We start from the raw sequence: 23,254 nt of genomic DNA, 5'->3' as shown, positions 1-23,254 counted from the left end.
CAGGGCCCGGACTTCGTCGTGGCTCCGCTGCCGAGCGTTCGCGGCGAGACGGTGTGCCGGCTCGGGAACTGCTACGGCGTCAGCATCCTTCCCTACTTGGACGGCGTCCCCGGCGACTTCGGCCAAGCGCTCGCCGCATCGCGACGATGCCCGGTCCTGAACATGCCCACCGACAGCCCTCATTGGCGCGCGGGCCCACCGGACGTCGGTGGTGGGGGCGCCGGTCATGCTGTCGGTGGCATGACCTATTCTTCGCTCACTCGCCACACGTTCAGCACAGGTCACACACAGGGACTTTTACCTGTCAGCTGTACGCAGTGGCCTCACACTCGTTCCGGGGGGTTCGAATCACCATGCGTATGCGCATTCTCCCGGCCGCCACCGTACTGGCGGTCCTTTTCAGTTCGGCGGTGCTCACCGCCGCACCGGCGTCCGCCGACACCACCAGGATCATCCCGGTCGCGTCCGCGGACGACACGGTCGTCGACGGCATCCACCAGCGGCTGTACTTCAGCGACAGGTCTCAGGACAAGATCGTCGTCACCGACTACACCGGCAAGGTAGTCACCACGCTCACCGGCCTTCCCCAGGTCCGGGACCTCGAACTGAGCCCGGACTCAGGCACGTTGTACGCCGCGGTTTACGGCGCTGACAAGATCGTCGCCTTCGATACCGCGACGCTCACGCAGACCGCCGAGTACCCGACCGGCGACAGGACCATTCCCTCCCGGCTCGCCTACGCCGACGGCAAGCTGTGGTTCGGATACGGCGACCAGTGGGACTCCGGGCTCGGCTCGGTCGACCTGACCGCCGAGACGCCGACGGTGACGCTGGACCTGGCGGCCGGACACGACTTCGCCAGCCCGCCCAAGCTCTACGCCGACCCGGACAACCCGGGCACGCTGCTTGCCCTCGACGCAGGCATCAGCTCCGGTCCGATCCTCGTCTACGACATCTCCTCCGGCACCCCGGTGATCCGCGTGTCCGCCGAGAAGGGCGGCTTCTACAACGACGCGGCGCTCACCCCGGACGGCCAGAACGTCGTCGTGGCCGGGCCCGGGAAGCGCGCGCTCACCGAGTACCGGCTCTCCGACCTGGAGCAGATCCGCACCTTCCCCGTCCCCTCCGAGCCGGAGACGGTCAGCGTCGCCCCGGACGGCACGGTCGCGGCCACTGTCCTCGACACCGACGACATCGGCGACACGTACGTCTTCAGCGTCGACCCCGGCCGGCCCGCCAGCGTCCGCAACCTGTCGAACAACTGGATGCCCTGGTTCGGGCATTCAATGAACTGGTCGGCCGACGGCGGGAAGCTGTTCGTGGTGAGCGAGGGGGGCGAGAACGACTCCTCCGTGTTCAACGTCGTCGACGAACCCCGCAAGTACGTCGCCACGCTGAAGGCCGACGCCCCGGCCACCGCCACCCGCGGGAAGCCGCTCACCGTCAAGGGCTCGCTCACCTCCGGCCTCGCGCTGCCCGCCGGGACCCCGCTGGCCGTCACCCGCACCGACATGGAGTCGCCGAACGGCAAGTCGCTCGGCACCAAGTACCTCGGCGCGGGCGGCGCGTTCTCCTTCACGGACACCCCGCCGGCCGGCGCCAAGGTCACCTACAAGGTGGCGTACGCAGGTGACACCTCGCACACCCCGGCGACCGCCTCGGACACCGTCAACGTCTCCCGTGCCACGCCCGCGCTGACGCTGAACAACAACGGCAAGGTGTACGACTACGCCAAGAGTGTCACGTTCACGGCGCACCTCGGTACGACGTACAAGAACCGCACGGTCGAGATCTGGGCCGACCCCTTCGGCGCGGACAAGCCGAAGCAACTGGTGAAGACCGGCAAGGTCAACTCCAGCGGCAACCTGTCGTACACCCGGGTCATGACCCGGGACACCACGATCACCGCCGTGTTCAAGGGCGACGCCCGCTACGCCCCGAAGTCGGTCAAGTCCACGGCGTACGCCCGGGTGAAGGTCTCGACGGCGCTGTCCAAGTACTACCGGACCGGCAAGATCGGCTCCACGACGTACTACTACTTCCACAAGAACACCGACGCCATCTCCACGACGACGATGAGCTACTACAAGGGCCGCAAGCAGCGGCTGGAGCTCGAGGTGTACTACCAGGGCAAGTGGTACAACGGGGCCACCGAGTACTTCAAGCTCGGCACCAACATGAAGTCGGTCGTCAACCTGGGCCACCCGGGCACATCCGGCGTCCGTGCCCGGGTGCGCTCCTCGTACATCAACGGCACTTCCGGGGACAACGTGAACTCGACGACGTACGGCGCCTGGAAGTACTTCATCTTCACCAGCTGATTCGATGGCCGAGGTCTTACGAGGCCCTGGCGTCGGGGGCGCGTTCCCAGCGATGTACGGGGACGCGCCTGAGGGCTGCGGCTCTATGCCTTGATCGCGTCGGCAAGGTCGCGCCGCAGCCTTTACGCCTGGACGCGCTTGAGGTTGGCGACGAAGGACGACCACACCGCCGTACGGAACACGAGCGCCGGACCGTCCGGAACCTTGGAGTCACGGACCGGGACGACACCGGGGTGCCCGTCGGCGACTTCCAGGCAGTCACCGCCGCTGCCGCCGCTGTACGTCGACTTCCGCCAGCTGGCGACTTCGAGGCAGTCGCCACCGCTTGCACCGCTGTACGAGGACTTGTGCCAGCTCGCCGTGGTCAGGTCGTAGTCAGAACTACTGATCTTCATGAAGGTGATCCTCCGCCGCTGACTCGATCAGGGCCAGGGACGCTTCCGGTGACAATGCGCTGGCCACCACCAGATCGTAGGTCAGTTCGTAGTGCCTGACGGTGGCGGGATCATCCTGCAACTTCCCTGTGCCCAGGCCCTGGAGATAGACGAGCGGGGGCGCGTCCTCAAAGGACATCAGCTTGAGTGGACCCTCCATGGCCATGTGTGCGCCTGCGCCGAACGGCAGCACCTGCACGATGATCCGGTGTTCGCGGGCCAGTTTCAGGATGTGATGGAGCGCCTCTGCCATCGCTGCCGGTCCGCCGACCTCCCGACGCAGCACCGCCTCGTCCAGAACTGCCCAAACCAAGGGTGTTGTTGGATCGGACAGCAGGTGCGCCCGGTCCAGCCTCACCGTGGTCAGGTCGTCGATCACGCTCTCCGGTGCTGTCGGCTGGTACGCGCGGAACACCGCTCGCGCATACGCCTCCGTCTGCAACAGGCCGGGAATCAGCTGCGGTGCGTACTCCTTGATGGTCTTCGCGACGGCTTCCGCCTCCGCCGCCTCCGCGAAGTGATCCGGGTACTTCGACTTCTTCAGGGCGACGCAGTTCCGGACGAAGAATCCGTCCGCGTCCAGGATCTCGTCGAGCTTCTGGGCCTGGTCCACCTGCATCCGGCGCGTGCCGGACTCCAGCTGGCCGATGAACGAGCCGCTGACGAACAGCGGGAGGCCCAGTTCCTCCTGGGAGAGTCCGGCATGTTCTCTGCGGTGGCGGAGTTCGGCGCCGAGGAGGGCGCGCGGAGAGGAGGACGGATCGAGCTTCTTGGGCCCCGGCATGACAACTCCCTGTGACACACGTGCGGTTGTTGGTTCTGCGCCCCTTCCAGGTTAGCCGCGCGTTGGACACGCTGGGTGGGCATTGCGATTACGGAGCGTGGAAGGTGTGCAGGATGACCCATGCAGAGCGACGACGGGTTGCTGCCGGAAGAGTGCGGGAGGCGGAGGACGCGGTGGAGAAGCTGAGGCAAGGGCTGAAAGGCGTCGGGCTCGTGCTGCCGTCGCTGCGGGTCGACCCGGTGTCATGCGCGGGGAGCGAGCCCGCGCCGTTGGTGGACCTCGGTCGGTGCGCCATCGATACGGCGCTGCGGCTGAGTGCTGTGCTGGGCGTGGACGGGCAACAGGGAGACCGGGCATGACGGGTGAGGGGCTTGAGCCGTGTACGCCGGAACCCGGGTCGTTCGCGGTGGATTCCCGCGACGGGCGGGTGGGGCGCGTGATGGGGCGCGTCGGACCGTACGTACAGCTGCGGCCGCCGGGCGGTGGCGCGGAGTGGGACTGCCCGCCGGAGTCCGTGCGGCCGGCGCCGCCCGGGGAGGTGCTGCGGGCCCGGGTCAGGGAGGTCAACCGGGAGGGGCGGCTGCCGTGAGAAGCGTGAAGGGCGGCGCCCCGGCCGGGGCGCCGCCCCCCACGGTCGGGCCTGTTGCCCTACGGGGCGGGGACTTCCCGTACGAGCTTCGAGGTTCACGGGCATTCGTCATGAATGCGTAAAGTCAGGATTGGCGCTCCGGGAGGGCACCGTGGGAGACGGCGAGGTCGGTGCGCTCCTCACGCGATCGTGGGACGCTGAGGGAAGCGGCGAACCGCCGCAGAACCGTCGATCTACGCTCCCCGTCAGGCCACAGGAGAAGGGACCCGCGATGACCGCCGCGATGGTCGAGAACGACCGGCCCGCTGAAGGCCGCTCGTGGGAATACCTGCTGCAGACATGGCGTGAACTGGACGTGCCCGAGGGGTGGCGCGCCGAGATCGACGAAGGACGGATCTTCTTGGTACCACCGCCTCATGCGCACCACAACGGCATCGCGGAGATGGTGCAGCGGCGCCTGTATCGGGGCCTCCCCGATGAACTGGGCATCTACCAGACCCTGGGCGTACACGTTGCCCCGTTGGACAAGCTCTACGTTCCCGACCTGGTGGTCATGCCGTCGGAGCTGATCGTGGCAGCCGATCCGGAAACCAGCGATCCGATGAACGCCTCCGAAGCCCTCCTCATCGTCGAGATCACGTCGAAGGGCAATGCCCGGGAGGACCGGACGAAGAAGTACCGTGCCTACGCGCGCGCGGGCGTGCCGCTGTACCTGCTGATCGACCGGTTCGACACGCGTGGCGCGATGGCCACGCTGTTCACGGAGCCGAACGAGGACGGGACGTACAAGCACTCCGACGCCGTGCCGTTCGGGAAGCCGCTCACGCTTCCCGAGCCCTTTGGCACGACGCTTCCCACGGGGGACTTTCCGGTGTGACCGGGCACGGCTGAGGGCGGCACCCGGTGCGGGTGCCGCCCTCTGTTGCGTTACGAGGTCGGGCGCGGGCCGGTTCCTGCGCCGGGTCCGTGGTCGGGGGCCGGGATGCCGGTCGCCGTGAGCGTCGAAGGCGCGTGCCCCGGACGGGGTCAGGTGTTGCGCGGTGCGGCCGCGAGGGCGGCGCGGAGGTGGCCGTCCGACGCGGACAGGAGCGTGGCGGCGGTCGGGCCGTCGACCTGGCCGAGGATGGCGAGGATCGCGTTCTTCACCTCGCCGTCGGTGGCGGCGAGCGCGGCTTCGATCTCCGCGTCGGAGGCGCCGGTGGCAAGGGAAACGATCCGGCGGGAGCGGGCGCGCAGCTTCTCGTTGGAGGCGCGGACGTCGACCATGAGGTTTCCGTACGTCTTGCCGAGCCGGATCATCGTGATCGTCGACAGCATGTTGAGGACGAGCTTCTGCGCCGTACCGGCCTTCAGGCGGGTCGAGCCGGTGAGGAGTTCCGGGCCGACGACGACCTCGATGGGGTGGTCGGCCGCGGCGCCGAGCGCCGAGTCCGCGTTGCAGGACAGGCCGATGGTCAGCGCCCCCTTGGCGCGGGCGTGCTCGACGGCCCCGATCGCGTACGGCGTACGGCCGGAGGCGGAGATGCCGACCACCGTGTCCTCCGGGGTGAGATCCAGTCCGTCGAGGTCGGCGGCGGCCAGCTCCTTGCTGTCCTCGGCGCCCTCGACGGCCGTGACCATCGCGGACGGACCGCCCGCGATCAGACCGACCACCTCGGACGGGTCCGTGTTGAACGTGGGCGGGCACTCACTGGCGTCCAGGACGCCGAGCCGGCCCGCGGTGCCCGCGCCCGCGTAGATCAGCCGGCCACCGCGGGCCATGCGCGCGGCGACCCCGTCGATCGCGGCGGCGATCTCGGGCAGCCGGGCGGCGACGGCGGAGGGGACGGACTGGTCCTCGCCGTTCATGATCCGGGCAATCTCCAGCGTGGCCAGCCGGTCGATCTCGGCGAGCTCGGGCCGGAACGCCTCGGTGGTGAGGGTGGCGAGCTCGGCGCGCAGCTCCCCGTACTCGGAGGGCTGATCGGGCGTCGCGGCGTTGGCGCCGGTGGTGGAGGTCATGGAGCGCGGCTCTGCTTTCTCGATCTGGTGGCTCGTACGGTTCAGCGAGTGCGGGTGGGGGTGCGGGTGCGGGTGCTCGTGGTGTCAGCGGGTGCGGGGGGTGTGGCGGTGGGCCAGTGCCTCGTACGAGGCGGCGAGCGCCGGGGCCGCCGTCTCGTACGTCCGCTGGGCAACCCCTATGAACAGGCAGTCCACGACGAGGAGCTGGCTCGTCCGGCTCGACATGGCGGCGGGGCGCAGCTCGCTCTCGCGGGCCGTGGACGTGGTCAGCACGTGGTCCGCGTACTGCGTCACCGGGCCGTCGGGGCGGCCGGTGATCGCGATCGTCGTCGCGCCCCGGTCGAACGCCACCCGGAGCGGCTCGATCACGTCACCGGTGGAACCGGAGTGGGTGATCGCGATCGCCACATCGCCGGAGCGGAGCTGCACGGCGTTGGTGACAGCCAGGTGCGGGTCCATGTGCGCGTGCGCGATCAGGCCGATACGGAGCAGCTTCTGCCCCAGGTCCTGGGCGACGAGAGAGGAGGCGCCGACGCCGTAGATGTCGATCCGGCGGGCGGTCGACGCGGCGGCGACGGCGGCACCGAGCTGCACCGTGTCGAGTCCGGCGGCCGTGTCCGCGAGGGTCTGCTGTTCGTCGAAGGCGAGCTTGGCGACCACGTCGGCGATCGGGTCGTCGACCGCTATGTCCGCCGTGACGGAGGGGGCGCGGCCGGACTGCTGGTGGGCGGCGAGCCCGGCGAGGGCGAGGCGCAGATCCCGGTAGCCGGGGTAGCCGAGGAGGCGGGCCGTGCGGACCACGGTCGCCTCGCTGGTGCCGGTGAGCTCGGCGAGACCGGTGACCGTCAGGGCGGCGCAGCCGGCCGGGTCACCGGCTACGGCCTCGGCGACCCGCTGCATGGAGCGCGTCATGGACGGCGCGAGCGTCCGCACCTTGGCCGCGAGTGCGGCCGGAGCGGGCGGCGCATCACCGCTGAAACTTTCCTTCAGGTCATTGGTCACCTTTGAAAGGTATTTTCAACCCCGTGGCCCGTCAACCCCCTTTGGTCCCGACCTCTGACGGAACGGAGGCCGGGACGGGTGACTGGACGCAGGACCTGTTCGCACTCGGGGTGACAATGGCCTCATGGAGCTGAACCGCCTGGAGCAGGCGCTGCACACCGCCCGCGCCCTGGTCATGGCCGATCTCGCCGCAGGCGGTGTCGCCGAGGCCGAGATCGTCTCGCTCGTCGAGGACGCGGTGACGCACCGGCGCTGGTGGGTCGAGCAATGGCCGGACGGCGTGGAATACGTCGTCGGCCTGGTTGCCCAGGACGTCCAGGACGCGCTGCTGGAGCGGTACGGCCGCTGGCCGCTCTGCCCCGTGTGCGACGCGGGCGACCCGCACGCCCTCGACGTCGAACCGGAGCTGGGCCCGGACCCGCGCTGGGTCTGTACCAAGGCGACCGTGATGGTGGCGCGCGTGGGCGCGCTGAGCGGAGTACTTGGCCGGTGACGGTCTATATCGACCCGCCCGACTGGCCGGGCCACGGTCGGCTCTGGTCGCATCTGATCAGCGACGTGTCCTTCGGCGAACTGCACGCGTTCGCCGCCGCCATCGGCTGTCCGCCGCAGGCGTTCGAGCGGGACCACTACGACGTACCGGAAACGCGGTACGCGGACGCGGTGCGGGCCGGGGCCGTCGAGATCGGTTCGAAGGAGCTCGTCCGCCGGCTCACGGAGGCGGGACTGCGGCGCCCCAAGGGCCGCCCGGCACCCGGCCGGGCGCCCGGCGGCTGAACGACTGCCGAAGCCACGCCGCGTCCGCCCGATCAGAGGTCACCCGACAGGCTCTCAGGCGGCGGAGGAGCTTCCCGCTTCCACGTCGACGGACGCCGGCGAGGACGTCACGGCGGGCGACCCGGTCACCCGGCGCGAGCTGCCCCCGCTGTGCAGCCGCAGCGAGAACACCACGGCGATCAGCGCCAGGACCGTCATCGCCGCGCCCGCCCAGGCCGTCGCCTCGAAGCCGAAGTCCGCGTCGATCACTGTGCCGCCCAGCCAGGGGCCGCCCGTGTTGCCGAGGTTGAACGCGGCGGTCGTCGTCGCGCCCGCCAGGGTCGGGGCCGCGCCCGCGATGTTGAACATCCGGGCGTTCAGCGCCGGGGCCGTGTAGAACGCCGACAGGCCCAGCAGGAACGCGAGCCCGACCGCGGCGACCTGGTTCGAGGCGAACAGCGCCAGCGCGACCAGGAAGACCGTCGAGGCCGCGATGCCGCTCATCAGTACCCCGAAGAGGTGCGCGTCCGCGACCCGGCCGCCGATCGTCGTACCGACCAGCGCCCCGATCCCGAACAGCGCGAGAACCGTCGGAACCCAGCCCGAATCCAGCCCGGCGACATCCGTCAGCAACGGCGCCAGATAGCTGAACGCGCAGAAGACCCCGCCCGCCGCGAGCGCCGTGATCACGATCGACAGCCACACCTGACGGTCGCGGTAGATGGACATCTCCCGCTTGAGCTGCGGCTTCTCCTCGGGGAGCGGGATGCGGGGGATGAGCGTCGCGACACCGACCAGCGCCACGGCGGACGCCGCGCCGACCGCCCAGAACGCCGACCGCCAGCCGAGGTTCTCACCGAGGAACGCCCCCAGCGGTACGCCGAGGACGTTCGCGATCGACAGCCCGCCGATCATCACGGCCATCGCTCTGGCCCGTGCGTTCACCGGCACCATCGCGATGGCGACCGCCGCCCCCACCGCCCAGAACCCGGCGCACGCGAAGGCGCTCACCACGCGGGAGGCGAAGAGCACCGCGTACGTCGGAGCGAGCGCACCCGCGACCTGCCCGAGGCCGAAGACCGAGATCAGTGTGATGAGGGTGGTGCGGCGCGGCAGCCGGAGCGTGGCCACGGCGAGCAGCGGGGCACCGATCACCATGCCGATCGCGAAGGCGGATATGAGAAGTCCGGCCCGGGGGATGGACACGTTCATGTCGTCGGCTATGGGCGGCAGCAGCCCGGAGAGCATGAACTCGCTCGTGCCCAAGGCAAAGACCGAGAGGCCCAGAATGTAGACGGAAAGTGGCATGCGTGAGCGGCGAGCGGCAGAGTCGGGCATGACAGCTGCCAACAGCGATCACGGGCGTTACATTCCCGTATCGGGGTATCCCTTCGGCCGTCTCAAGGTGTGAGCAGTTCCAGCTCTGTCAGCAGGTTCTGCCGGGCCCGCGGCTCCCACTCGGCGAACCCGTGCGGCGTACGGAACAGCCGCGGCAGTCCGAGCAGCTGCCGCAGGACGGCCGCACGCCCGATCCGGAACGCTTCGTCGGGGACGAAGCCGTACTCGTCCCGCACCTGCGCCGCGTATGCCGCGTACTCCTTGGGGGCGGCCGCGAGGATCGCCAGGTCCGCGTCGCACAGCACCTCGCTGTTGGTGTCGCCGTCCGCCGGATCGTGGGTGACGGTGAGCCGGACCAGCCGGGCGACCTCGGCGGTGACGGCGTCCGGGACACCGGCCTCGGGCAGGGCGCGCTCGGCGAGGGCGGCGCTGCGCTCCTCGTTCTCGGAGCGGTCCGGGCGGTACACCGCGTCGTGGAACCAGGCGGCGAGGCGGACCGCGTCCGGATCGGCGGCGTGACCGGCGAGGGTGTCGATGCGGTCGAGGACCGCCGTCAGATGGGCGGTGGTGTGGTAGCGGCGCTGCGGTTCGGCCCAGCGGGCGAGCAGGTTGTCGGCGAACGGCAGCGGATCGGGGCCGGTCGCGCCCTCCCGTACGGCGACCAGAGCATCGCTCCAGCGGGCCCGGAGCACGTCCACGGCGTCGGGGGAGGATCCGCTCTCGTGCGCGCTGTCGTCCGTCATACGCACGAGAGTAGATTCCCCCCGTCGTCCACGGCGAGCGGCGGGCGGACCCGGTTTACGGCCCCTCCGGCGGCACACAACCGGGCCTCCCTCTTCGCCCGTCGGCGCCCACCGCGAACCGCACCCGGGTTCCCGGCACAGGCGGTGCCGGGAACCCGGGTGCGGTTCGTGAGCGCGGGCTGAGCACCGGCCCCGTCGGGCCGGTGCGCGGTCCTACGCGGCCGCGCGGAATCCTCGCAGCCGCAACGAGTTCCCCACCACGAACACCGACGAGAACGCCATCGCGGCCCCCGCGATCATCGGATTCAGCAGTCCCGCCGCCGCCAGCGGCAGCGCCGCCACGTTGTACGCGAACGCCCAGAACAGGTTCGTACGGATCGTCCCCAGCGTCTTCCGCGACAGCCGGATCGCGTCCGCCGCGGCCCGCAGGTCCCCGCGGACCAGCGTCAGGTCACCGGCCTCGATCGCCGCGTCCGTGCCCGTGCCCATCGCCAGCCCCAGGTCCGCCTGGGCCAGCGCCGCCGCGTCGTTGACGCCGTCGCCGACCATCGCGACCGAACGGCCTTGCGCCTGCAGCCGCTTGACGACGTCGACCTTGTCCTCGGGCATGACCTCGGCGTACACGTCGTCCCGGCCGATGCCGACCTCCGCCGCGACCGACTCCGCGACCGCCCGGTTGTCCCCGGTGAGGAGGATCGGCGTCAGTCCCAGTGACCGCAGCCGCGCGATCGCCTCCGCGCTGGTGTCCTTCACCGCGTCGGCGACCTCCAGGACCGCCCGCGCCTCGCCGTCCCAGGCGACCGCGACGGCCGTCCGGCCCGCCGCCTCGGCGGCCGCCTTCTTCCGGGCCAGCTCCACCGGCAGATGGATCTCCCACTCGGCGAGCAGCTGCTCCCGGCCGACGAGGACCGCGTGCCCCTCGACGACGCCCTGGACGCCGAGCCCCGCGACGCCTGCGAAGTCCTCCGGGACGGGGAGCGCCGCGCCGGTCCGCTCGGCCGCGCCGGCGGCGACCGCCTGGGCGATCGGGTGCTCGGAGGCGTGCTCCAGGGCGCCCGCCAGCCGCAGCACCTGCGAAACGTCGGTGCTCGCCGCCACATGGATGTCCAGCAGCGTCATCCGGCCGGTGGTGACCGTGCCGGTCTTGTCCAGGACGATCGTGTCGACGCGCCGCGTGGTCTCCAGGACCTCCGGGCCCTTGATCAGGATGCCGAGCTGCGCGCCGCGCCCGGTCCCCACCATGAGGGCGGTCGGAGTGGCGAGGCCCAGCGCGCACGGGCAGGCGATGATCAGTACGGCGACGGCGGCCGTGAACGCGGCCGTCAGACCAGCCCCGTTACCCAGCCAGAACCCCAGCGTGCCGAGCGCGAGCGCGATGACCACGGGCACGAACACCGCGGAGATCCTGTCGGCCAGCCGCTGCGCCGCCGCCTTGCCGTTCTGTGCGTCCTCGACGAGCTTCGCCATCCGCGCCAGCTGCGTGTCGGCGCCGATCCGTGTCGCCTCGACGACGAGCCGGCCGCCCGCGTTGAGCGTGGCACCGGTGACGGAGTCCCCGACGCCGACCTCGACCGGCACGGACTCGCCGGTGAGCATCGACGCGTCCACCGCCGAGGCGCCCTCGACGACTGTTCCGTCAGTGGCGATCTTCTCGCCGGGGCGGACCAGGAACCGGTCCCCGACCCGCAGTTCCGCCGTCGGGACGGTCACCTCGCGGCCGGCCCGCACCACGGTGACCTCCTTGGCGCCCAGCTCCAGCAGCGCCTTGAGCGCGGCGCCCGCCTTCCGCTTGGAACGGGCCTCGAAATAGCGCCCGGCCAGGATGAACGCGGTGACGCCGGCCGCCGCCTCCAGATAGATGTTCCCGGCGCCGTCACTGCGGCCGATGGTCAGCTCGAAGGGGTGCGTCATGCCCGTCATTCCCGCCGTGCCGAAGAACAGCGCCCACAGCGACCACAGGAACGCGGCCGAGGTGCCGACCGAGATCAGCGTGTCCATCGTCGCCGCGCCGTGCTTGGCGTTGGTCCAGGCGGCGCGGTGGAACGGCCAGGCGGCGTACGTGACGACCGGCGCCGTCAGGGTCAGCGACAGCCACTGCCAGTAGTCGAACTGGAGCGCCGGGATCATCGCCATCGCGATCACCGGGACGGCGAGCACCACGGCGGTGAGCAGCCGCTGCCGCAGGGGCCGCAGCTCGTCGGCCTCCGCGGCGCCGGGGGAGTCGTCCTCGGTGCGTACCGGCGGAGCGGGCTCGTGCGCGGTGTAGCCGGTCTTTTCGACGGTGGCGATCAGGTCCTGTACGGAGATGTCCTCGCCCCGGTAGCTGACCTTGGCCTTCTCTGTGGCGTAATTGACGGTGGCCTCGACGCCGTCCATCCGGTTGAGCTTCTTTTCGATACGGGCCGCGCAGGAGGCGCAGGTCATGCCGCCGATCGCGAGTTCGACCTCTGCGGTGGTGCCGGCGGCTGTGCCGGTGCCGTTTGTGGCGGTGTGCGCGGACACGATGTCCTCCCTGGCGGAGACGTTGATACCCCTAGGGGGTATGCGTTACTGGTTCAGGTATACCCCCTACCCCTATAAAGCGCAAGGGTGATCCACCGCCGGGACCCGGAGTGCGCGCGTCCGGTCGTCCGGCGTGCGTCTGACCTCGCGTATCTTCACGTCGGATTGAGGCTGCGCCCTCGGGCGACCGCCCCGTAGGCTGGCCATTGGACTAGACCTGTAGCTGCTTACTGGAGGAATGGGGTCCCATGAGCAACCGTGCAGTCCTGGAGGTGATCGCTCTCGACGCGGAGGACGCGGTCGCTGCCCAGACGGGTGGTGCAGACCGGCTTGAGCTGGTCACCGACATGGCGGCGGACGGCCTGACCCCGTCCTGTGCGACCTTCGCGCAGATCCGGGCGGCGGTGGACATTCCGCTGCGGGTGATGCTCAGGTCGGCGGACGGCTTCGAGGCCGGCGACATCGAGCTGCTCGTGGCCAGGGCGCGCGAGCTGCGGGCGGAGGGCGCCGAGGAATTCGTCCTGGGCTTCCTGGACGCCGAGGGCCACCCGGACCTGGTCGCCGTCGAACGCCTCCTCGCCGAGCTGGGGGGCTGCCGCTGGACGTTCCACCGCGCGATCGACCACGCCACCGACCGGGACACCCTGCGCAAACAGCTGGCAGACCTGCCGGGCTTCGACACGTATCTCACGGCGGGTTCGCCGAAAGGCGTCGACGACGGCATCCCGACGCTGCTGGCCGAAGCGGCGCGCAAGGGTGAGCCCGGATACGAGGCGCAGATCCTGGTGGGCGGCGGGCTCCGCCTGGACCACCTGCCGGAGCTGCTGTCCGCGGGCATCGACGCCGTACACATCGGCGGCGCCGCGCGCCCGCACGGCTGGTCGGGTCCGGTGGACGCGGCGGCGGTACGGGAGTGGCGGGCGGTGCTTGACGCGTAGCCGGGGACGAGGTGACCCCGGGCCGTGAGTCCGGGCTCATCCGGCTGAACGGTTCCGTCCTCAAAGGCCGGGCGGGCTTGGTCTCCCAGCCCGCCCGGCCCTTGAGGACAAAGCGGTCGGCCTGCCCGGCCTTTGAGGACAAAGCGGCTACCGGACGACTCCAGTTAGCCGCCGCTCAGCCCCCGAGCGCCTCCGGCAGCTCCGCCGCATGCACCACCGTCAGCCCCGACACCGCACGGGTCAGCGCCACGTACAACCGGCGCAGACCCGTGCGTTCGTCCGGTTCGCCGTCGACCACCGCCGCCGGCTCGTCCAGCACCACGTAGTCGTACTCCAGGCCCTTCGCCAGCGACGCCGGGACCAGCGTCAGCCGCGACTCGGCCGTCGTCTCCTCGCCCGGCGACAGATACGCGTGACCCGCCGCCGTCAGCGCCTCGTCCAGCACCGGGATCCGCGCGTCCGCCGCGATCAGCCCGATCGAGCCCTCCCGCGCCAGCGACTCCTCGCAGGCCGCGAGCACCGCCGCGTCCAGTCCGGCCGCGTCGGGCACCTTCCGTACCGCCAGCGAACCCGGCGACTCACGCACCGACTCCACCGCCGCAAGTCCCGGCGAGATCACCGGCAGCAGCCGTGACGCGTACGCGATGACCTCCCTCGGCACACGGAAGCCCGCCGTCAGCTCCTCCACCACGGCGTCCTCCTTGCCCAGGTGGTGCAGCGCCTGCGCCCAGCTCTCCGTCGACCACGGCGTCGTCCCCTGCGCCAGATCGCCGAGCACCGTCGCCGAACCCGTCGTGCACCGCCGTCCCACCGCCCGGTACTGCATCGGCGACAGGTCCTGCGCCTCGTCGAGGACGACATGGCCGAGCGAGTGCGTACGTGCCACCAGATCGCTCGCCTCGTCGATCAGCACCGCGTCCGCCGCCGACCACTTCGCCGACTTCACGCTGCGGGCCGCCCTTTTACCGGATCCAGGCAGCGCCCACAGGATCGCCTTCTGCTCGTCCTCGGTGAGCAGCCCGTCCGCGTGCGCGGCCAGGAAATCCGGGTCGGAGAGCAGCCGCAGCACCAGCTTCGCCGGATCGACCGCGGGCCAGATCGCCTTCACGGCCGCCTTGACCGCCGGAGTACGGGCCACCGCGTTCTGCACCCGGTCGTCGGGCGCCTCGCCGGCCTCCTCCATCCGGACGAGGACGGCGTGCGCGATCCGCTGCGGGAGCGCCTCGTGCGCCGCGCCGTACCGCATGTCGCGGGCCAGCAACTCGGTGACGATCTCCTCCAGTTCGTACGCGGGCACCCGCCACCGCCGCGAACCGCGCACCACCATCACCGGCTCCGCCGGCAGCGTCACATGCGAACGGATCGCCCGCCGCAGCACCTCCGCCATCCGGGCGTCACCCTTGACGACGGCCGCCTCCGCCGCGTCCGATCCCCGCACCTCGACATGTGCCGCCACCAGATCGTCGACGGTCGCCTGCTTCACCTCCAGCTCACCGAGGGCCGGGAGCACCTGCTCGATGTAGTGCAGGAACGACCGGTTCGGCCCGATCACCAGCGTGCCGGTCCGGGCGAGGCGCTCACGGTGTGCGTACAGCAGATAGGCGACACGGTGCAGACCGACGGCGGTCTTACCCGTACCGGGGCCTCCCTGGACGCAGACTGTCCCGCCCAGTCCGCTACGGACGATCTCGTCCTGCTCCGGCTGGATCGTCGCCACGATGTCGCGCATCGGACCCACGCGCGGCCGCTCGATCTCCGCCTGGAGCAGCTTGCTGGTCTGCGCGGCCTCGGTGGGGTCGGTGAGGTGCTCGTCCTCGTACGCGGTCAGTTCGCCGCCGGTGTAGCCGAAACGGCGCCGCTGTCCGACGTCCTGCGGGTCCTTCTTCGAAGCCCGGTAGAACGGCTGCGAGACGGGCGCACGCCAGTCGATGACCATCGGGTCGCCGTCGGCGTCATGGACGTGGCGGCGCCCGATGTAGAACTGTTCTCCCTCCGCCCCCTCGGCCTGATCCGCCCCGACCCGGTGCAGATAGTCGAGGCGGCCGAAGAAGAGCGGGGTGTGCGACAGATCGGCGAGCGCCTTGATGCGTTCGTCGATCTTGGCCTGCAGGACGACGGCGTTCACCCAGTTCGCGGTGACATCGCGGATGTCGAGGGCCTGCGCGTCCTCGCGCATGGCCCGCAGCGCGGCGCGGGACGCGGCGAGATGGGCGCGCTCGCTGGCCAGCGCATCGGTGGTGGTCGTGACGGCTTCGTGTTCGTGCGCGGGCACGCTGTTGCCTCCGGCTTGTGACGCAGGACGGCGGACCGCGGCTCGCACCCGGTCACGTGCCGGGGGCGATGCGGTCCGCTCGGGGATCGATCACGGGGTACGCACGCTGGTGCGCGTGCGGCTGTCGGCCGGTTTCCGTCCGGTCGGCGGCGCTCCCCCGGCTGCCGGCGAAGAGCCGGTACCACGGTGCGGGAGGCGGGCAGACCGGCGATTGTATCGACCGCGACCGGCGGGGTCGAATGAATTGGGCCGCGGGGCCCCCTCCACCCCCTGGCCCCCCGTAGGGGACGTCGTACGACCGGAGGCGTGTGCGAATCCCACGGGGATTCCGCCCGCGGGCCGATGCCTTCGCGGAACGGGAGAAGGACCATGGATTACATGAGCACCGTCAGTCTCAACCCACACGGCACGGGCCCCGCGCACGGTGCGACCGCGGCCACCGGTCACCCGCCCACCCACCACGTCGGCGACGCCGTGCGCGCCGTCAAGGTCTTCGCACGCGCCGCGTTCGGAGTGGCTGTCCTCGGCGAGTACGCGGAGGAGGCGGGCGTCCTCCGCCGCGACCACCGTGAACAGCACGACCACCGAGCACGCCGCGCACACTGAGTGCGGCACGGCCCCTGAGTACGCGCAACCGTCGCGGTAGGAGTATCCGGCGGGAGGTGGCGAGTCCCTGTCGCGCGATTGAGTAGCGGCATGGAGAACAGCCGCTACAACGCCTTCGCAGCCCCGACCGCCACCGCGTCGATCGCCACGGCTGCACCTGGTGTGCACCCTGCACGGCCTGCCCGTCGCCCTGACCGGCGCCAAGGCCGACGAACGCGAGACCCTGCTGGACCTGCTCGCTGTCGAGCCGCAGCTCATCGACGAGCGCCCCGGCCAGACGCTGATCGGCGACAAGAACTACTTCGGCCGCGAGTTCGAGCAGCAGCTGGCCGAGCTGGACATCCGGCTGCTGCGTCCGGCCCGCAAGGGCGAAGCCGAGCGGGCCGGATCACAGCTGCTCAAGCCGCTGCGGCAGGTCATCAAGTCGATCAACGAGACCTTCAAGGGACAGCTTGACCTCGACCGACACCGCGGCCGCACACCTGCGGGCGTGGCCGTCCGCGCCCTCCAGCGCATCCCGCGAGCCCGGCATGATCCAAACGAGAGGCCCTAGGTTCAGTCGTTCGCCAGCAGCTCGTCCGCGTCCACGATCCGGTACGCGTACCCCTGCTCGGCCAGGAACCGCTGGCGGTGCGCCGCGAAGTCCTGGTCGATCGTGTCGCGGGCGACCACCGAGTAGAACCGGGCCTCGTGCCCGTCCGCCTTCGGTCGCAGCACCCGGCCGAGCCGCTGCGCCTCCTCCTGCCGCGAGCCGAATGTGCCCGACACCTGAATGGCGACGGTCGCCTCCGGCAGGTCGATCGAGAAGTTCGCGACCTTCGACACGACGAGGACGCTGAGCTCGCCCTCACGGAACGCGTCGAAGAGCTTCTCGCGCTGTGCGTTGCTCGTCTCGCCCTTGATGACCGGGGCGCCCAGATGCTCACCCAGCTCGTCGAGCTGGTCGATGTACTGCCCGATGACGAGAGTCTGCTCGCCCTGGTGCTTGCGCACCAGCGCCTCCGTCACCTTTTGCTTCGTCGCGGTCGTCGCGCAGAACCGGTACTTCTCCTCCGCCTCGGCGGTCGCGTACGCCAGCCGCTCCGAGTCCGTCAGATTGACCCGCACCTCGACACAGTCGGCGGGCGCGATGTAGCCCTGCGCCTCGATCTCCTTCCACGGGGCGTCGAACCGCTTGGGGCCGATCAGCGAGAAGACGTCCGACTCGCGGCCGTCCTCGCGCACCAGCGTCGCGGTGAGACCGAGCCGCCGGCGCGCCTGCAGGTCGGCGGTGAACTTGAAGACGGGCGCGGGCAGCAGATGCACCTCGTCGTAGATCACCAGACCCCAGTCGCGGGAGTCGAACAGCTCCAGGTGCGGGTAGATGCCCTTACGGCGGGTCGTCAGCACCTGGTAGGTGGCGATGGTGACCGGCCGGATCTCCTTGCGCGCACCGCTGTACTCGCCGATCTCGTCCTCGGTCAGCGAGGTCCGCCTCACCAGCTCGTGCTTCCACTGCCGGGCCGAGACGGTGTTCGTCACCAGAATCAGCGTGGTCGCCTTGGCCTGCGCCATCGCACCGGCCCCGACCAGCGTCTTCCCCGCACCACACGGCAGTACGACCACCCCGGAGCCGCCGTGCCAGAACCCTTCGACGGCCTGCTTCTGGTACGGACGCAGCGCCCAGCCGTCCTCGGCCAGCTCGATCGGGTGGGCCTCGCCGTCCACGTACCCGGCAAGGTCCTCGGCGGGCCAGCCCAGCTTCAGCAGCGTCTGCTTGATCTGCCCGCGCTCGGACGGGTGCACTGCCACGGTGTCCGGGTCGATCCGCGCCCCGACCAGCGGCTGGATCTTCTTCGACCGGAGGATCTCCTCCAGCACCGGCCGGTCGGTGGAGGTCAGGACCAGCCCGTGGACCGGGTTCTTGGAGAGAGTGAGGCGGCCGTACCGGGCCATCGTCTCGGCGATGTCGACGAGCAGCGCGTGCGGCACCGGGTAGCGGGAGTACTGCACGAGGGCGTCGACGACCTGCTCGGCGTCGTGCCCGGCGGCGCGCGCGTTCCACAGTCCGAGCGGCGTCAGCCGATAGGTGTGGATGTGCTCGGGCGCACGCTCCAGCTCCGCGAACGGGGCGATCGCACGACGGCAGGCGTCGGCCTGCTCGTGGTCGACTTCCAGGAGCAGCGTCTTGTCGCTTTGGACGATGAGAGGTCCGGTCACGCGTCTCGGCCCTTTCTACGGGGGGTGGCCGCCCGTGCGGCCAAACGTCCAGTGTGCCGCATGCGGGGCAGGTGGTGCGTCGGTGTCGGCCGGTGGGACGTTCGGCCGTCCGCCCGCCGCGCGTGCGGGGGATGTGTCCTTGGGCGGGGGATGTGTCATGGTCCGTGCGTGACAGATGCCGCTGCCGGGGAAACGCCCCCGGAACGAACCGCTCCCGCGCGTCCGGACGACCGCATACCGTCCGTGCTGCGCTTCTCCACCGAACTCGTCGCCTGGGTGACCACCCCCTGGGTGCTGGCAGGCCATTCGTGGCTGCTCGCCGCGCTGTCGCTGGTGGTACTGATCGGCCTGCCGGCCGTTCTGTCCACCCCGGGCGACAAGAACAGTGTGATCGTCGCCGTGCCGGGCTGGGCCACGATCCTGATGGTGCTGGCCGAGCTGGGCGCTGCCGTCGTCTCGTCGTGGCTGCTGTGGCCGGTGTGGGCGGCCGTTCCGGTGACGCTGCTTGCGGCGGCCGCCGTGGTCACCGAGCAGCCGCGCTGGCGGTGGCTCGTCTCGCTGAACCAAGGGCTGTCCCGTCATCTCTGACGGCGCACGACGACAGGCATCCCGCCGCGTTGTCGGAACGTCCGAATACCTCCAGTATGCGGACGCCCCTCCGCCTTGCGATGCACCGCATCCGACGTCGCGCTGATCCACTCCCTGTCATGCCTGACCGTCAGGCCTGTCAGGCGTCTTCGGAGTCGGCCAGTTCCGCGACGCCCGTGACCCGGTGCAGCGGATACGTGCGGACCTCGTCCGCTGTGTGGTCGTACGCCGTCACGAAGCCGCCCTCGACCCGCACCGGCGCGATGACGCGCTGGCTGGCCGCACCGTCCGCGTTGACGTAGCCGATCCAGATCGCCGAGCCCGTCATGACCGCCGCCTGGACGGTCGCGAGAGTCTCGGCGGAGGTCGTACGCGGCAGTGAACCGGCCGGGGCCGCGGCGTCCTGGGAGGTGTCCTTGCGGGCGACGGTGGCGGCCGTGTCCCCGGCGCGGATCGCCCGGACCGCCGCGCCCAGCAGCGTTCCGTCGGGGTGCGGCGGGCCCTCGGGGACCGGCACGGGGGGTGTACGGGGCGGGGTGCGGCGGGTGCCCGCGCGGGTGATCAGGACATCGCCCTCGGCGGACTCGGCGGCGGGCGCATACCCCATCTCGCGCAGCCCTTCGAGCAGGGACGCCGGATCGATCTGGGCGGCCAGTGCCGTCGGGGCGAGGCGGCGCAGGCGCAGGGTGGCCGAGCGTTTGTCGGCGAGGATCTCGCCCAGCACGGCCTCGTCGTCGCAGCGTACGTATGCGGACGCGGCGCCGATCCGCAGATGGCCGTGGCGGCGGGCGACGTCGTCGATGAGATAGCTGAGCGGCTGCGGGACCGGTGTGCGGCTGTGTGTGGCGAGGAACGCGTGCAGATCGGCCGCGGACTGTCCGGCGTCCAGCGCGCGGCGTACGGAGCCGGGCGTGAACCGGTAGACGGTCGCGCCGCCCTTCGACTCGATGTCCGCGAGGACGGACAGTGTGTCCGCGAGGGGGCGCTCCAGCGGGCCGGGCGCGACGGCCGTCAGGTCGGCCTGCAGCAGGACGTGGTCGAGAGGCTCCGGGACGAGCGGCGCGAGCAGCGCGGCCGCCTCGACGGGCCCGGAGTCGAGCAGGGCGCGGGACTGGGAGGAGAGTGCGCCGCGGCCGGTGATGCCGAGGAGTTCGGACTCGTTCAGTGTCCACAGGGCGATCCGGGACCGGAGGTCGGTGGTGTCCCCGGCGGAGGTGGAGGTGCCGCGCAGCGGCCGTTCCCAGCGGAGCCGGGCGAGCAGCGTCTCCGGGTCCGGGGCGGTGCCGGGGTCCAGGGAGGCGAGCAGGGCCAGGAGGCGGTGGCGTACCTCGGGTGCGGCCGAGCGGTCCAGTTCGGGGCCGAGCGCGGACAGGGCTCGACCCTTGGCGTCCTGGCCGCCGACCAGACCGGCGGTGCGGGTGGCGGAGAGCCAGGCGGTCGCGAGGCGCACCCAGCGGTCCTGGACGGGGAGTTCGATCCAGTCGTCGTATGCGGGCGTCGGCGCGTACCGCTCGTCGGCCTCGCCGTCGGAGGCCAGCAGCCCGGCCGCGTAGGCGAGTTCGAGCCAGAACGCGGCGATCGGCTCGGACACGTCGAGGACGGACGCGGTCCGCTTCAGGTCGCGGACGCTGAGGCCGCCGGCCCGGAGCATCGCGGGGCCGCCGCTGTTCCAGCTCGTCAGGAGTTCCTCGACGGTGGACACCGCCAGGTGGGCCTGGCCTGCGGCCGCACTGTCCACAGACTGGGGATCACGGGTCGCGGCGGCCACGACGGCGGGCGGCAGCGGTTCCGGTACGCGGTGGGCGCGCCCGGCCCGCAGATGCAGCGCCGCCTCGCGTGGCAGGACGACGGTGCGCGTCGACACGGGCAGCAACAGCCCGCGGTCGCGCAGCCACTTCACGGGCGAGGTCGGGTTCGGGGTCACTTCCCCGTACGGCGGACCCCACACCAGCCGGTCCAGTACGGCGAGCGCCTCCGTCGGCGCGGTGTCCAGCAGCTCGCCCATCCTGGTCCGGTCGGTGAACAGCGCGGCCAGCGCGGCCACGGCGGAGACCGGGTCGTGCGTGGCGGGCAGCCCGGCCGCCGCCAGGATCTCCTGCAGCCGGCCCGGCGACATGCCGGCCGTGGCCTCGGCGACGGTCGGCCCGAGACCGGTGGGGGAGGGGTGCTGCGGGGACGGTGCGAGAAGTTCGCGCGCGGTACGGACCAGCCGCAGCCGGTCGTCCTCGCCCCAGACCAGGGCCTGTTCGCGCAAGGTCGCGAGGGCTCCGGGCGCCGCGTCCCGGATCGCCGCACCCGCGTCGTCGCGCTGCGCGCCGTCGTCCTGGCCGTCGCCCGTGAGGAGGGCGAGAAGAGTGTCGTACGAGGCCGGGTCGGGTGCGACCGCGAGCGCCTCCGCGGTCTGCAGGGCGAACCGGTCGAGGTGTTCCAGCGCGCGCACGACAGAGGCACGGGTGCCGGCTCTCGTCGCCAGCTGGGTGATGTCGTTCGGCACGGGAGACAGGAGGTCGGGACGGGCACGCAGCAGCCCGGCCAGCGACTCGTCGTCCCGGGCGCGCAGCGCTTCGGCGAGCGTCCGCGGTGGTGTGGTCATCCCCATCCGTCCCACGGTAGTCGCTCCGGACAGGCCCGAGGGCGCTACCGTCGGTGCAGGGCGGCCGGAGGGGAACCATCGCGTGGGTATCGAGAGCGACCAGCTCGTCTACGACTATCTGAGCCGGGTCGGAGACCTGGCCCAGCAGCAACAGCTGTCCTCCGGTGCCCGGATGCGGCTCGTGGCGGCGCTGCGCACCGAGATCGACCGGCAGCGCGGAAGCCAGGGTACGGACACGCCGGCGGCGGTGCGGCGCATCATCGGCAAGCTCGGCACGCCGGACGAACTGGTGGCCGCGGCGGCGAGGTCGGGGGACGGGACCGTGATGCTGCCGGAGGCGGCGAGGGACGAGGAACGGAGCGATCCGGAGCCGCGGGGGATCCCACGTCCGCGGAGAGGAACCTTCCGGAAAGAGACTTTGCGCAAGGGCGCGTCGGAGAGGGACCCGGGGGCCGGTGGGGTGCCCGGGGCACGTGAGGCGCCTGATGATTCCGCGGCTTCTGCGGCTTCTGCTGCTTCGAGGGGGGACGGGCCGTCGCCGCCGCACATGGCGGGGACGGATGAGCTCGGAGCGTCCGGGAGCGAACCCGACTGGTGGCGTATCGAGCCGGGGCCGTTCGGGGACGGGGTGCGGGTGCCGGGGTTCACCGGTGGGGTGGAGATCCCGGACCTTCTGAAACCGCCGTCGCCCGCGGAGGAAGCGGAAGCGGTTGACGAGGGTGAGGCGGAGCGGGACGGGAACGGCTCCGCTGAGGACGGCGGGAGCGAGGCTGCGCGGGGGCGGTGGCGGCCGCGGATCCGGCTCCGTGCGCCACGGGAGAGGGCGGGGTTCCGGCTCGGCCACCCGTTGCTGCTGCTCGCCGCCGGGTTGCTGGTCGCCGGTGCGGTGACAGGATCCCTGCTGGTGCTCGCGGGCGGCTGGCTGATCGCGTACAGCTCGCGCACGCTCTCCCGTGCGGAGGCGAAGCTGGCCGCGATAGGACTGCCCGGGGCGGCCGTGATGGGCGGCCTGGTCTGGCTGTGGGGACGGATGGACGGGCGCTGGGGCGAGCCGATCCCGGAGGACGGGATGGGGGACGCGCTGAGCGGGCTGTGGCCGGTGGTGGTGCGGTCGGCTGCGGTGGCGTCGGCGGTGTTCCTGGTGCGGCGGGCGGGAAAGCGGGGGAGGTAGGCGGGGGCGGGGCGCGGTGCCCCGGTCCGGGGCGGGGGTTTTGTCCTCAAGCGCCGGACGGGCTGGGTGTGTGGGCTTGCCGCGTGCGGCGGGTTCGGGCCCACGGGGTGGGGGGTTCCGTCCTCGATCGCCGGGCGGGCTTGGGGTGTGCGTCTGGCCCCGTGGTGGTGCCGTTGCCTGCCCGGTGGGTGGTGGTTCGGGGCGCCTGGGCGGGCGGTGCGGTTCTCGTGCCCGGGTCCGGGGCGCGGGGTTCCGTCCTCAAGCGCCGGACGGGCTTGGGGTGTGCGTCTGGCCCCTGGTGGTGTCGTCGCCTTGTCGGGTGGGTGGTGGTCCGGGGCCCCTCCGGGGTGTCTCCTCGGGCGACGAACGTTCGGCGGGTACGCGAGGGGAGCCCGGGTCTTTGTTCGTCGCCCTGCG

The 23,254-nt window shown here is 71.3% G+C and carries 20 protein-coding genes and 1 pseudogene; 11 read left to right on the top strand and 10 right to left on the bottom strand.

Annotation, left to right across the window (positions count from 1 at the left end; translation table 11 throughout):
- Positions 1-353: 353 nt before the first annotated feature.
- A complete protein-coding gene (locus tag AB0915_RS26265; RefSeq protein ID WP_366693416.1) occupies positions 354-2,321 on the top strand; it encodes an Ig-like domain repeat protein in 1,968 nt (655 codons plus the stop codon).
- Between the two features lie 122 nt (positions 2,322-2,443).
- Here the strand turns inward: AB0915_RS26265 and AB0915_RS26260 are convergent, their stop codons facing one another.
- Positions 2,444-2,716, bottom strand: a complete 273-nt coding sequence (locus tag AB0915_RS26260; RefSeq protein WP_366693415.1) for a DUF397 domain-containing protein — start codon at positions 2,714-2,716, stop codon at positions 2,444-2,446.
- Entirely contained in the window at positions 2,703-3,539 is an 837-nt protein-coding gene (locus tag AB0915_RS26255) for a helix-turn-helix transcriptional regulator (protein ID WP_366693414.1), read from the bottom strand. The genes AB0915_RS26260 and AB0915_RS26255 overlap by 14 nt, the downstream gene beginning before the upstream one ends.
- Before the next feature lie 113 nt (positions 3,540-3,652).
- Here AB0915_RS26255 and AB0915_RS26250 point away from each other — a divergent pair, with 113 nt between their 5' ends.
- From AB0915_RS26250 to AB0915_RS26240, 3 genes are all read left to right on the top strand, one after another.
- Positions 3,653-3,898 (top strand): hypothetical protein, encoded by a 246-nt coding sequence (locus AB0915_RS26250; protein WP_366693413.1) that lies wholly within the window; start codon positions 3,653-3,655, stop codon positions 3,896-3,898.
- Positions 3,895-4,128 (top strand): hypothetical protein, encoded by a 234-nt coding sequence (locus AB0915_RS26245; RefSeq protein WP_366693412.1) that lies wholly within the window; start codon positions 3,895-3,897, stop codon positions 4,126-4,128. The genes AB0915_RS26250 and AB0915_RS26245 overlap by 4 nt, the downstream gene beginning before the upstream one ends.
- A gap of 271 nt (positions 4,129-4,399) precedes the next feature.
- On the top strand, positions 4,400-5,005 hold the full coding sequence (locus AB0915_RS26240) for a Uma2 family endonuclease (RefSeq protein ID WP_366693411.1): 606 nt from the start codon (positions 4,400-4,402) through the stop codon (positions 5,003-5,005).
- 149 nt (positions 5,006-5,154) lie between these two features.
- Here AB0915_RS26240 and murQ read toward each other — a convergent pair whose 3' ends face one another.
- Positions 5,155-6,129 (bottom strand): N-acetylmuramic acid 6-phosphate etherase, encoded by a 975-nt coding sequence (gene murQ, locus AB0915_RS26235; protein ID WP_366693410.1) that lies wholly within the window; start codon positions 6,127-6,129, stop codon positions 5,155-5,157.
- Positions 6,130-6,213: 84 nt separating this feature from the next.
- Positions 6,214-7,131: a MurR/RpiR family transcriptional regulator gene (locus AB0915_RS26230; RefSeq protein ID WP_266983028.1), complete on the bottom strand. Its 918-nt coding sequence runs from the start codon at positions 7,129-7,131 to the stop codon at positions 6,214-6,216.
- 124 nt (positions 7,132-7,255) lie between these two features.
- On the opposite strand from AB0915_RS26230, the gene AB0915_RS26225 reads away from it, so the two are divergent.
- Both AB0915_RS26225 and AB0915_RS26220 read left to right on the top strand, forming a co-directional pair.
- Positions 7,256-7,624, top strand: coding sequence for a hypothetical protein (locus AB0915_RS26225; protein WP_366693409.1), 369 nt, complete (start codon positions 7,256-7,258; stop codon positions 7,622-7,624).
- On the top strand, positions 7,621-7,908 hold the full coding sequence (locus tag AB0915_RS26220; protein WP_366693408.1) for a DUF4031 domain-containing protein: 288 nt from the start codon (positions 7,621-7,623) through the stop codon (positions 7,906-7,908). The genes AB0915_RS26225 and AB0915_RS26220 overlap by 4 nt, the downstream gene beginning before the upstream one ends.
- Before the next feature lie 54 nt (positions 7,909-7,962).
- On the opposite strand, the gene AB0915_RS26215 is transcribed toward AB0915_RS26220, so the two are convergent.
- From AB0915_RS26215 to AB0915_RS26205, 3 genes are all read right to left on the bottom strand, one after another.
- Positions 7,963-9,195 carry a Cmx/CmrA family chloramphenicol efflux MFS transporter gene (locus tag AB0915_RS26215; protein ID WP_366693407.1) on the bottom strand — a complete coding sequence of 411 codons (1,233 nt, stop codon included), beginning with the start codon at positions 9,193-9,195 and terminating at the stop codon, positions 7,963-7,965.
- 92 nt (positions 9,196-9,287) lie between these two features.
- On the bottom strand, positions 9,288-9,968 hold the full coding sequence (locus AB0915_RS26210) for a hypothetical protein (protein ID WP_366693406.1): 681 nt from the start codon (positions 9,966-9,968) through the stop codon (positions 9,288-9,290).
- A 213-nt stretch (positions 9,969-10,181) separates the two neighbouring features.
- Positions 10,182-12,470: a heavy metal translocating P-type ATPase gene (locus AB0915_RS26205; RefSeq protein ID WP_366693405.1), complete on the bottom strand. Its 2,289-nt coding sequence runs from the start codon at positions 12,468-12,470 to the stop codon at positions 10,182-10,184.
- Positions 12,471-12,718: 248 nt separating this feature from the next.
- On the opposite strand from AB0915_RS26205, the gene AB0915_RS26200 reads away from it, so the two are divergent.
- A complete protein-coding gene (locus tag AB0915_RS26200; RefSeq protein ID WP_366693404.1) occupies positions 12,719-13,408 on the top strand; it encodes a copper homeostasis protein CutC in 690 nt (229 codons plus the stop codon).
- Positions 13,409-13,583: 175 nt separating this feature from the next.
- Here AB0915_RS26200 and AB0915_RS26195 read toward each other — a convergent pair whose 3' ends face one another.
- Entirely contained in the window at positions 13,584-15,680 is a 2,097-nt protein-coding gene (locus AB0915_RS26195) for a UvrD-helicase domain-containing protein (protein WP_366693403.1), read from the bottom strand.
- A 378-nt stretch (positions 15,681-16,058) separates the two neighbouring features.
- Between AB0915_RS26195 and AB0915_RS26190 the strand changes: the two genes are divergently transcribed.
- Positions 16,059-16,286 (top strand): hypothetical protein, encoded by a 228-nt coding sequence (locus AB0915_RS26190; protein WP_366693402.1) that lies wholly within the window; start codon positions 16,059-16,061, stop codon positions 16,284-16,286.
- A gap of 148 nt (positions 16,287-16,434) precedes the next feature.
- A pseudogene (locus AB0915_RS26185) lies at positions 16,435-16,803 on the top strand (transposase); the annotation flags it as partial.
- A gap of 38 nt (positions 16,804-16,841) precedes the next feature.
- Here the strand turns inward: AB0915_RS26185 and AB0915_RS26180 are convergent.
- Positions 16,842-18,485 (bottom strand): DNA repair helicase XPB, encoded by a 1,644-nt coding sequence (locus AB0915_RS26180; RefSeq protein WP_366693401.1) that lies wholly within the window; start codon positions 18,483-18,485, stop codon positions 16,842-16,844.
- Between the two features lie 168 nt (positions 18,486-18,653).
- Between AB0915_RS26180 and AB0915_RS26175 the strand changes: the two genes are divergently transcribed.
- Positions 18,654-19,073 carry a hypothetical protein gene (locus AB0915_RS26175; protein WP_366693400.1) on the top strand — a complete coding sequence of 140 codons (420 nt, stop codon included), beginning with the start codon at positions 18,654-18,656 and terminating at the stop codon, positions 19,071-19,073.
- A gap of 139 nt (positions 19,074-19,212) precedes the next feature.
- Here the strand turns inward: AB0915_RS26175 and AB0915_RS26170 are convergent, their stop codons facing one another.
- On the bottom strand, positions 19,213-21,672 hold the full coding sequence (locus tag AB0915_RS26170) for a helicase C-terminal domain-containing protein (RefSeq protein ID WP_366693399.1): 2,460 nt from the start codon (positions 21,670-21,672) through the stop codon (positions 19,213-19,215).
- A gap of 76 nt (positions 21,673-21,748) precedes the next feature.
- On the opposite strand from AB0915_RS26170, the gene AB0915_RS26165 reads away from it, so the two are divergent.
- Complete coding sequence (locus AB0915_RS26165; protein ID WP_366693398.1) at positions 21,749-22,837, top strand: hypothetical protein; 1,089 nt, start codon at positions 21,749-21,751, stop codon at positions 22,835-22,837.
- The last annotated feature ends 417 nt before the right edge of the window (positions 22,838-23,254 follow it).

The sequence above is a fragment of the Streptomyces sp. NPDC048411 genome (genome assembly GCF_040704695.1).
In the GTDB taxonomy this organism is placed as follows: Bacteria; Actinomycetota; Actinomycetes; order Streptomycetales; family Streptomycetaceae; genus Streptomyces.
This window is presented reverse-complemented; position numbering and strand designations above follow the sequence as displayed.

Excerpts from the sequence above, each read along its gene's own strand:
- AB0915_RS26265 (WP_366693416.1), top strand. The coding sequence starts at position 354 with ATGCGTATGCGCATTCTCCCGGCCGCCACCGTACTGGCGGTCCTTTTC.
- AB0915_RS26190 (WP_366693402.1), top strand. The coding sequence starts at position 16,059 with ATGAGCACCGTCAGTCTCAACCCACACGGCACGGGCCCCGCGCACGGT.
- murQ (WP_366693410.1), bottom strand. The coding sequence starts at position 6,129 with ATGACCTCCACCACCGGCGCCAACGCCGCGACGCCCGATCAGCCCTCC.
- AB0915_RS26250 (WP_366693413.1), top strand. The coding sequence starts at position 3,653 with ATGACCCATGCAGAGCGACGACGGGTTGCTGCCGGAAGAGTGCGGGAG.
- AB0915_RS26225 (WP_366693409.1), top strand. The coding sequence starts at position 7,256 with ATGGAGCTGAACCGCCTGGAGCAGGCGCTGCACACCGCCCGCGCCCTG.
- AB0915_RS26255 (WP_366693414.1), bottom strand. The coding sequence starts at position 3,539 with ATGCCGGGGCCCAAGAAGCTCGATCCGTCCTCCTCTCCGCGCGCCCTC.
- AB0915_RS26210 (WP_366693406.1), bottom strand. The coding sequence starts at position 9,968 with ATGACGGACGACAGCGCGCACGAGAGCGGATCCTCCCCCGACGCCGTG.
- AB0915_RS26215 (WP_366693407.1), bottom strand. The coding sequence starts at position 9,195 with ATGCCACTTTCCGTCTACATTCTGGGCCTCTCGGTCTTTGCCTTGGGC.
- AB0915_RS26240 (WP_366693411.1), top strand. The coding sequence starts at position 4,400 with ATGACCGCCGCGATGGTCGAGAACGACCGGCCCGCTGAAGGCCGCTCG.
- AB0915_RS26200 (WP_366693404.1), top strand. The coding sequence starts at position 12,719 with ATGAGCAACCGTGCAGTCCTGGAGGTGATCGCTCTCGACGCGGAGGAC.
- AB0915_RS26170 (WP_366693399.1), bottom strand. The coding sequence starts at position 21,672 with ATGGGGATGACCACACCACCGCGGACGCTCGCCGAAGCGCTGCGCGCC.
- AB0915_RS26245 (WP_366693412.1), top strand. The coding sequence starts at position 3,895 with ATGACGGGTGAGGGGCTTGAGCCGTGTACGCCGGAACCCGGGTCGTTC.
- AB0915_RS26260 (WP_366693415.1), bottom strand. The coding sequence starts at position 2,716 with ATGAAGATCAGTAGTTCTGACTACGACCTGACCACGGCGAGCTGGCAC.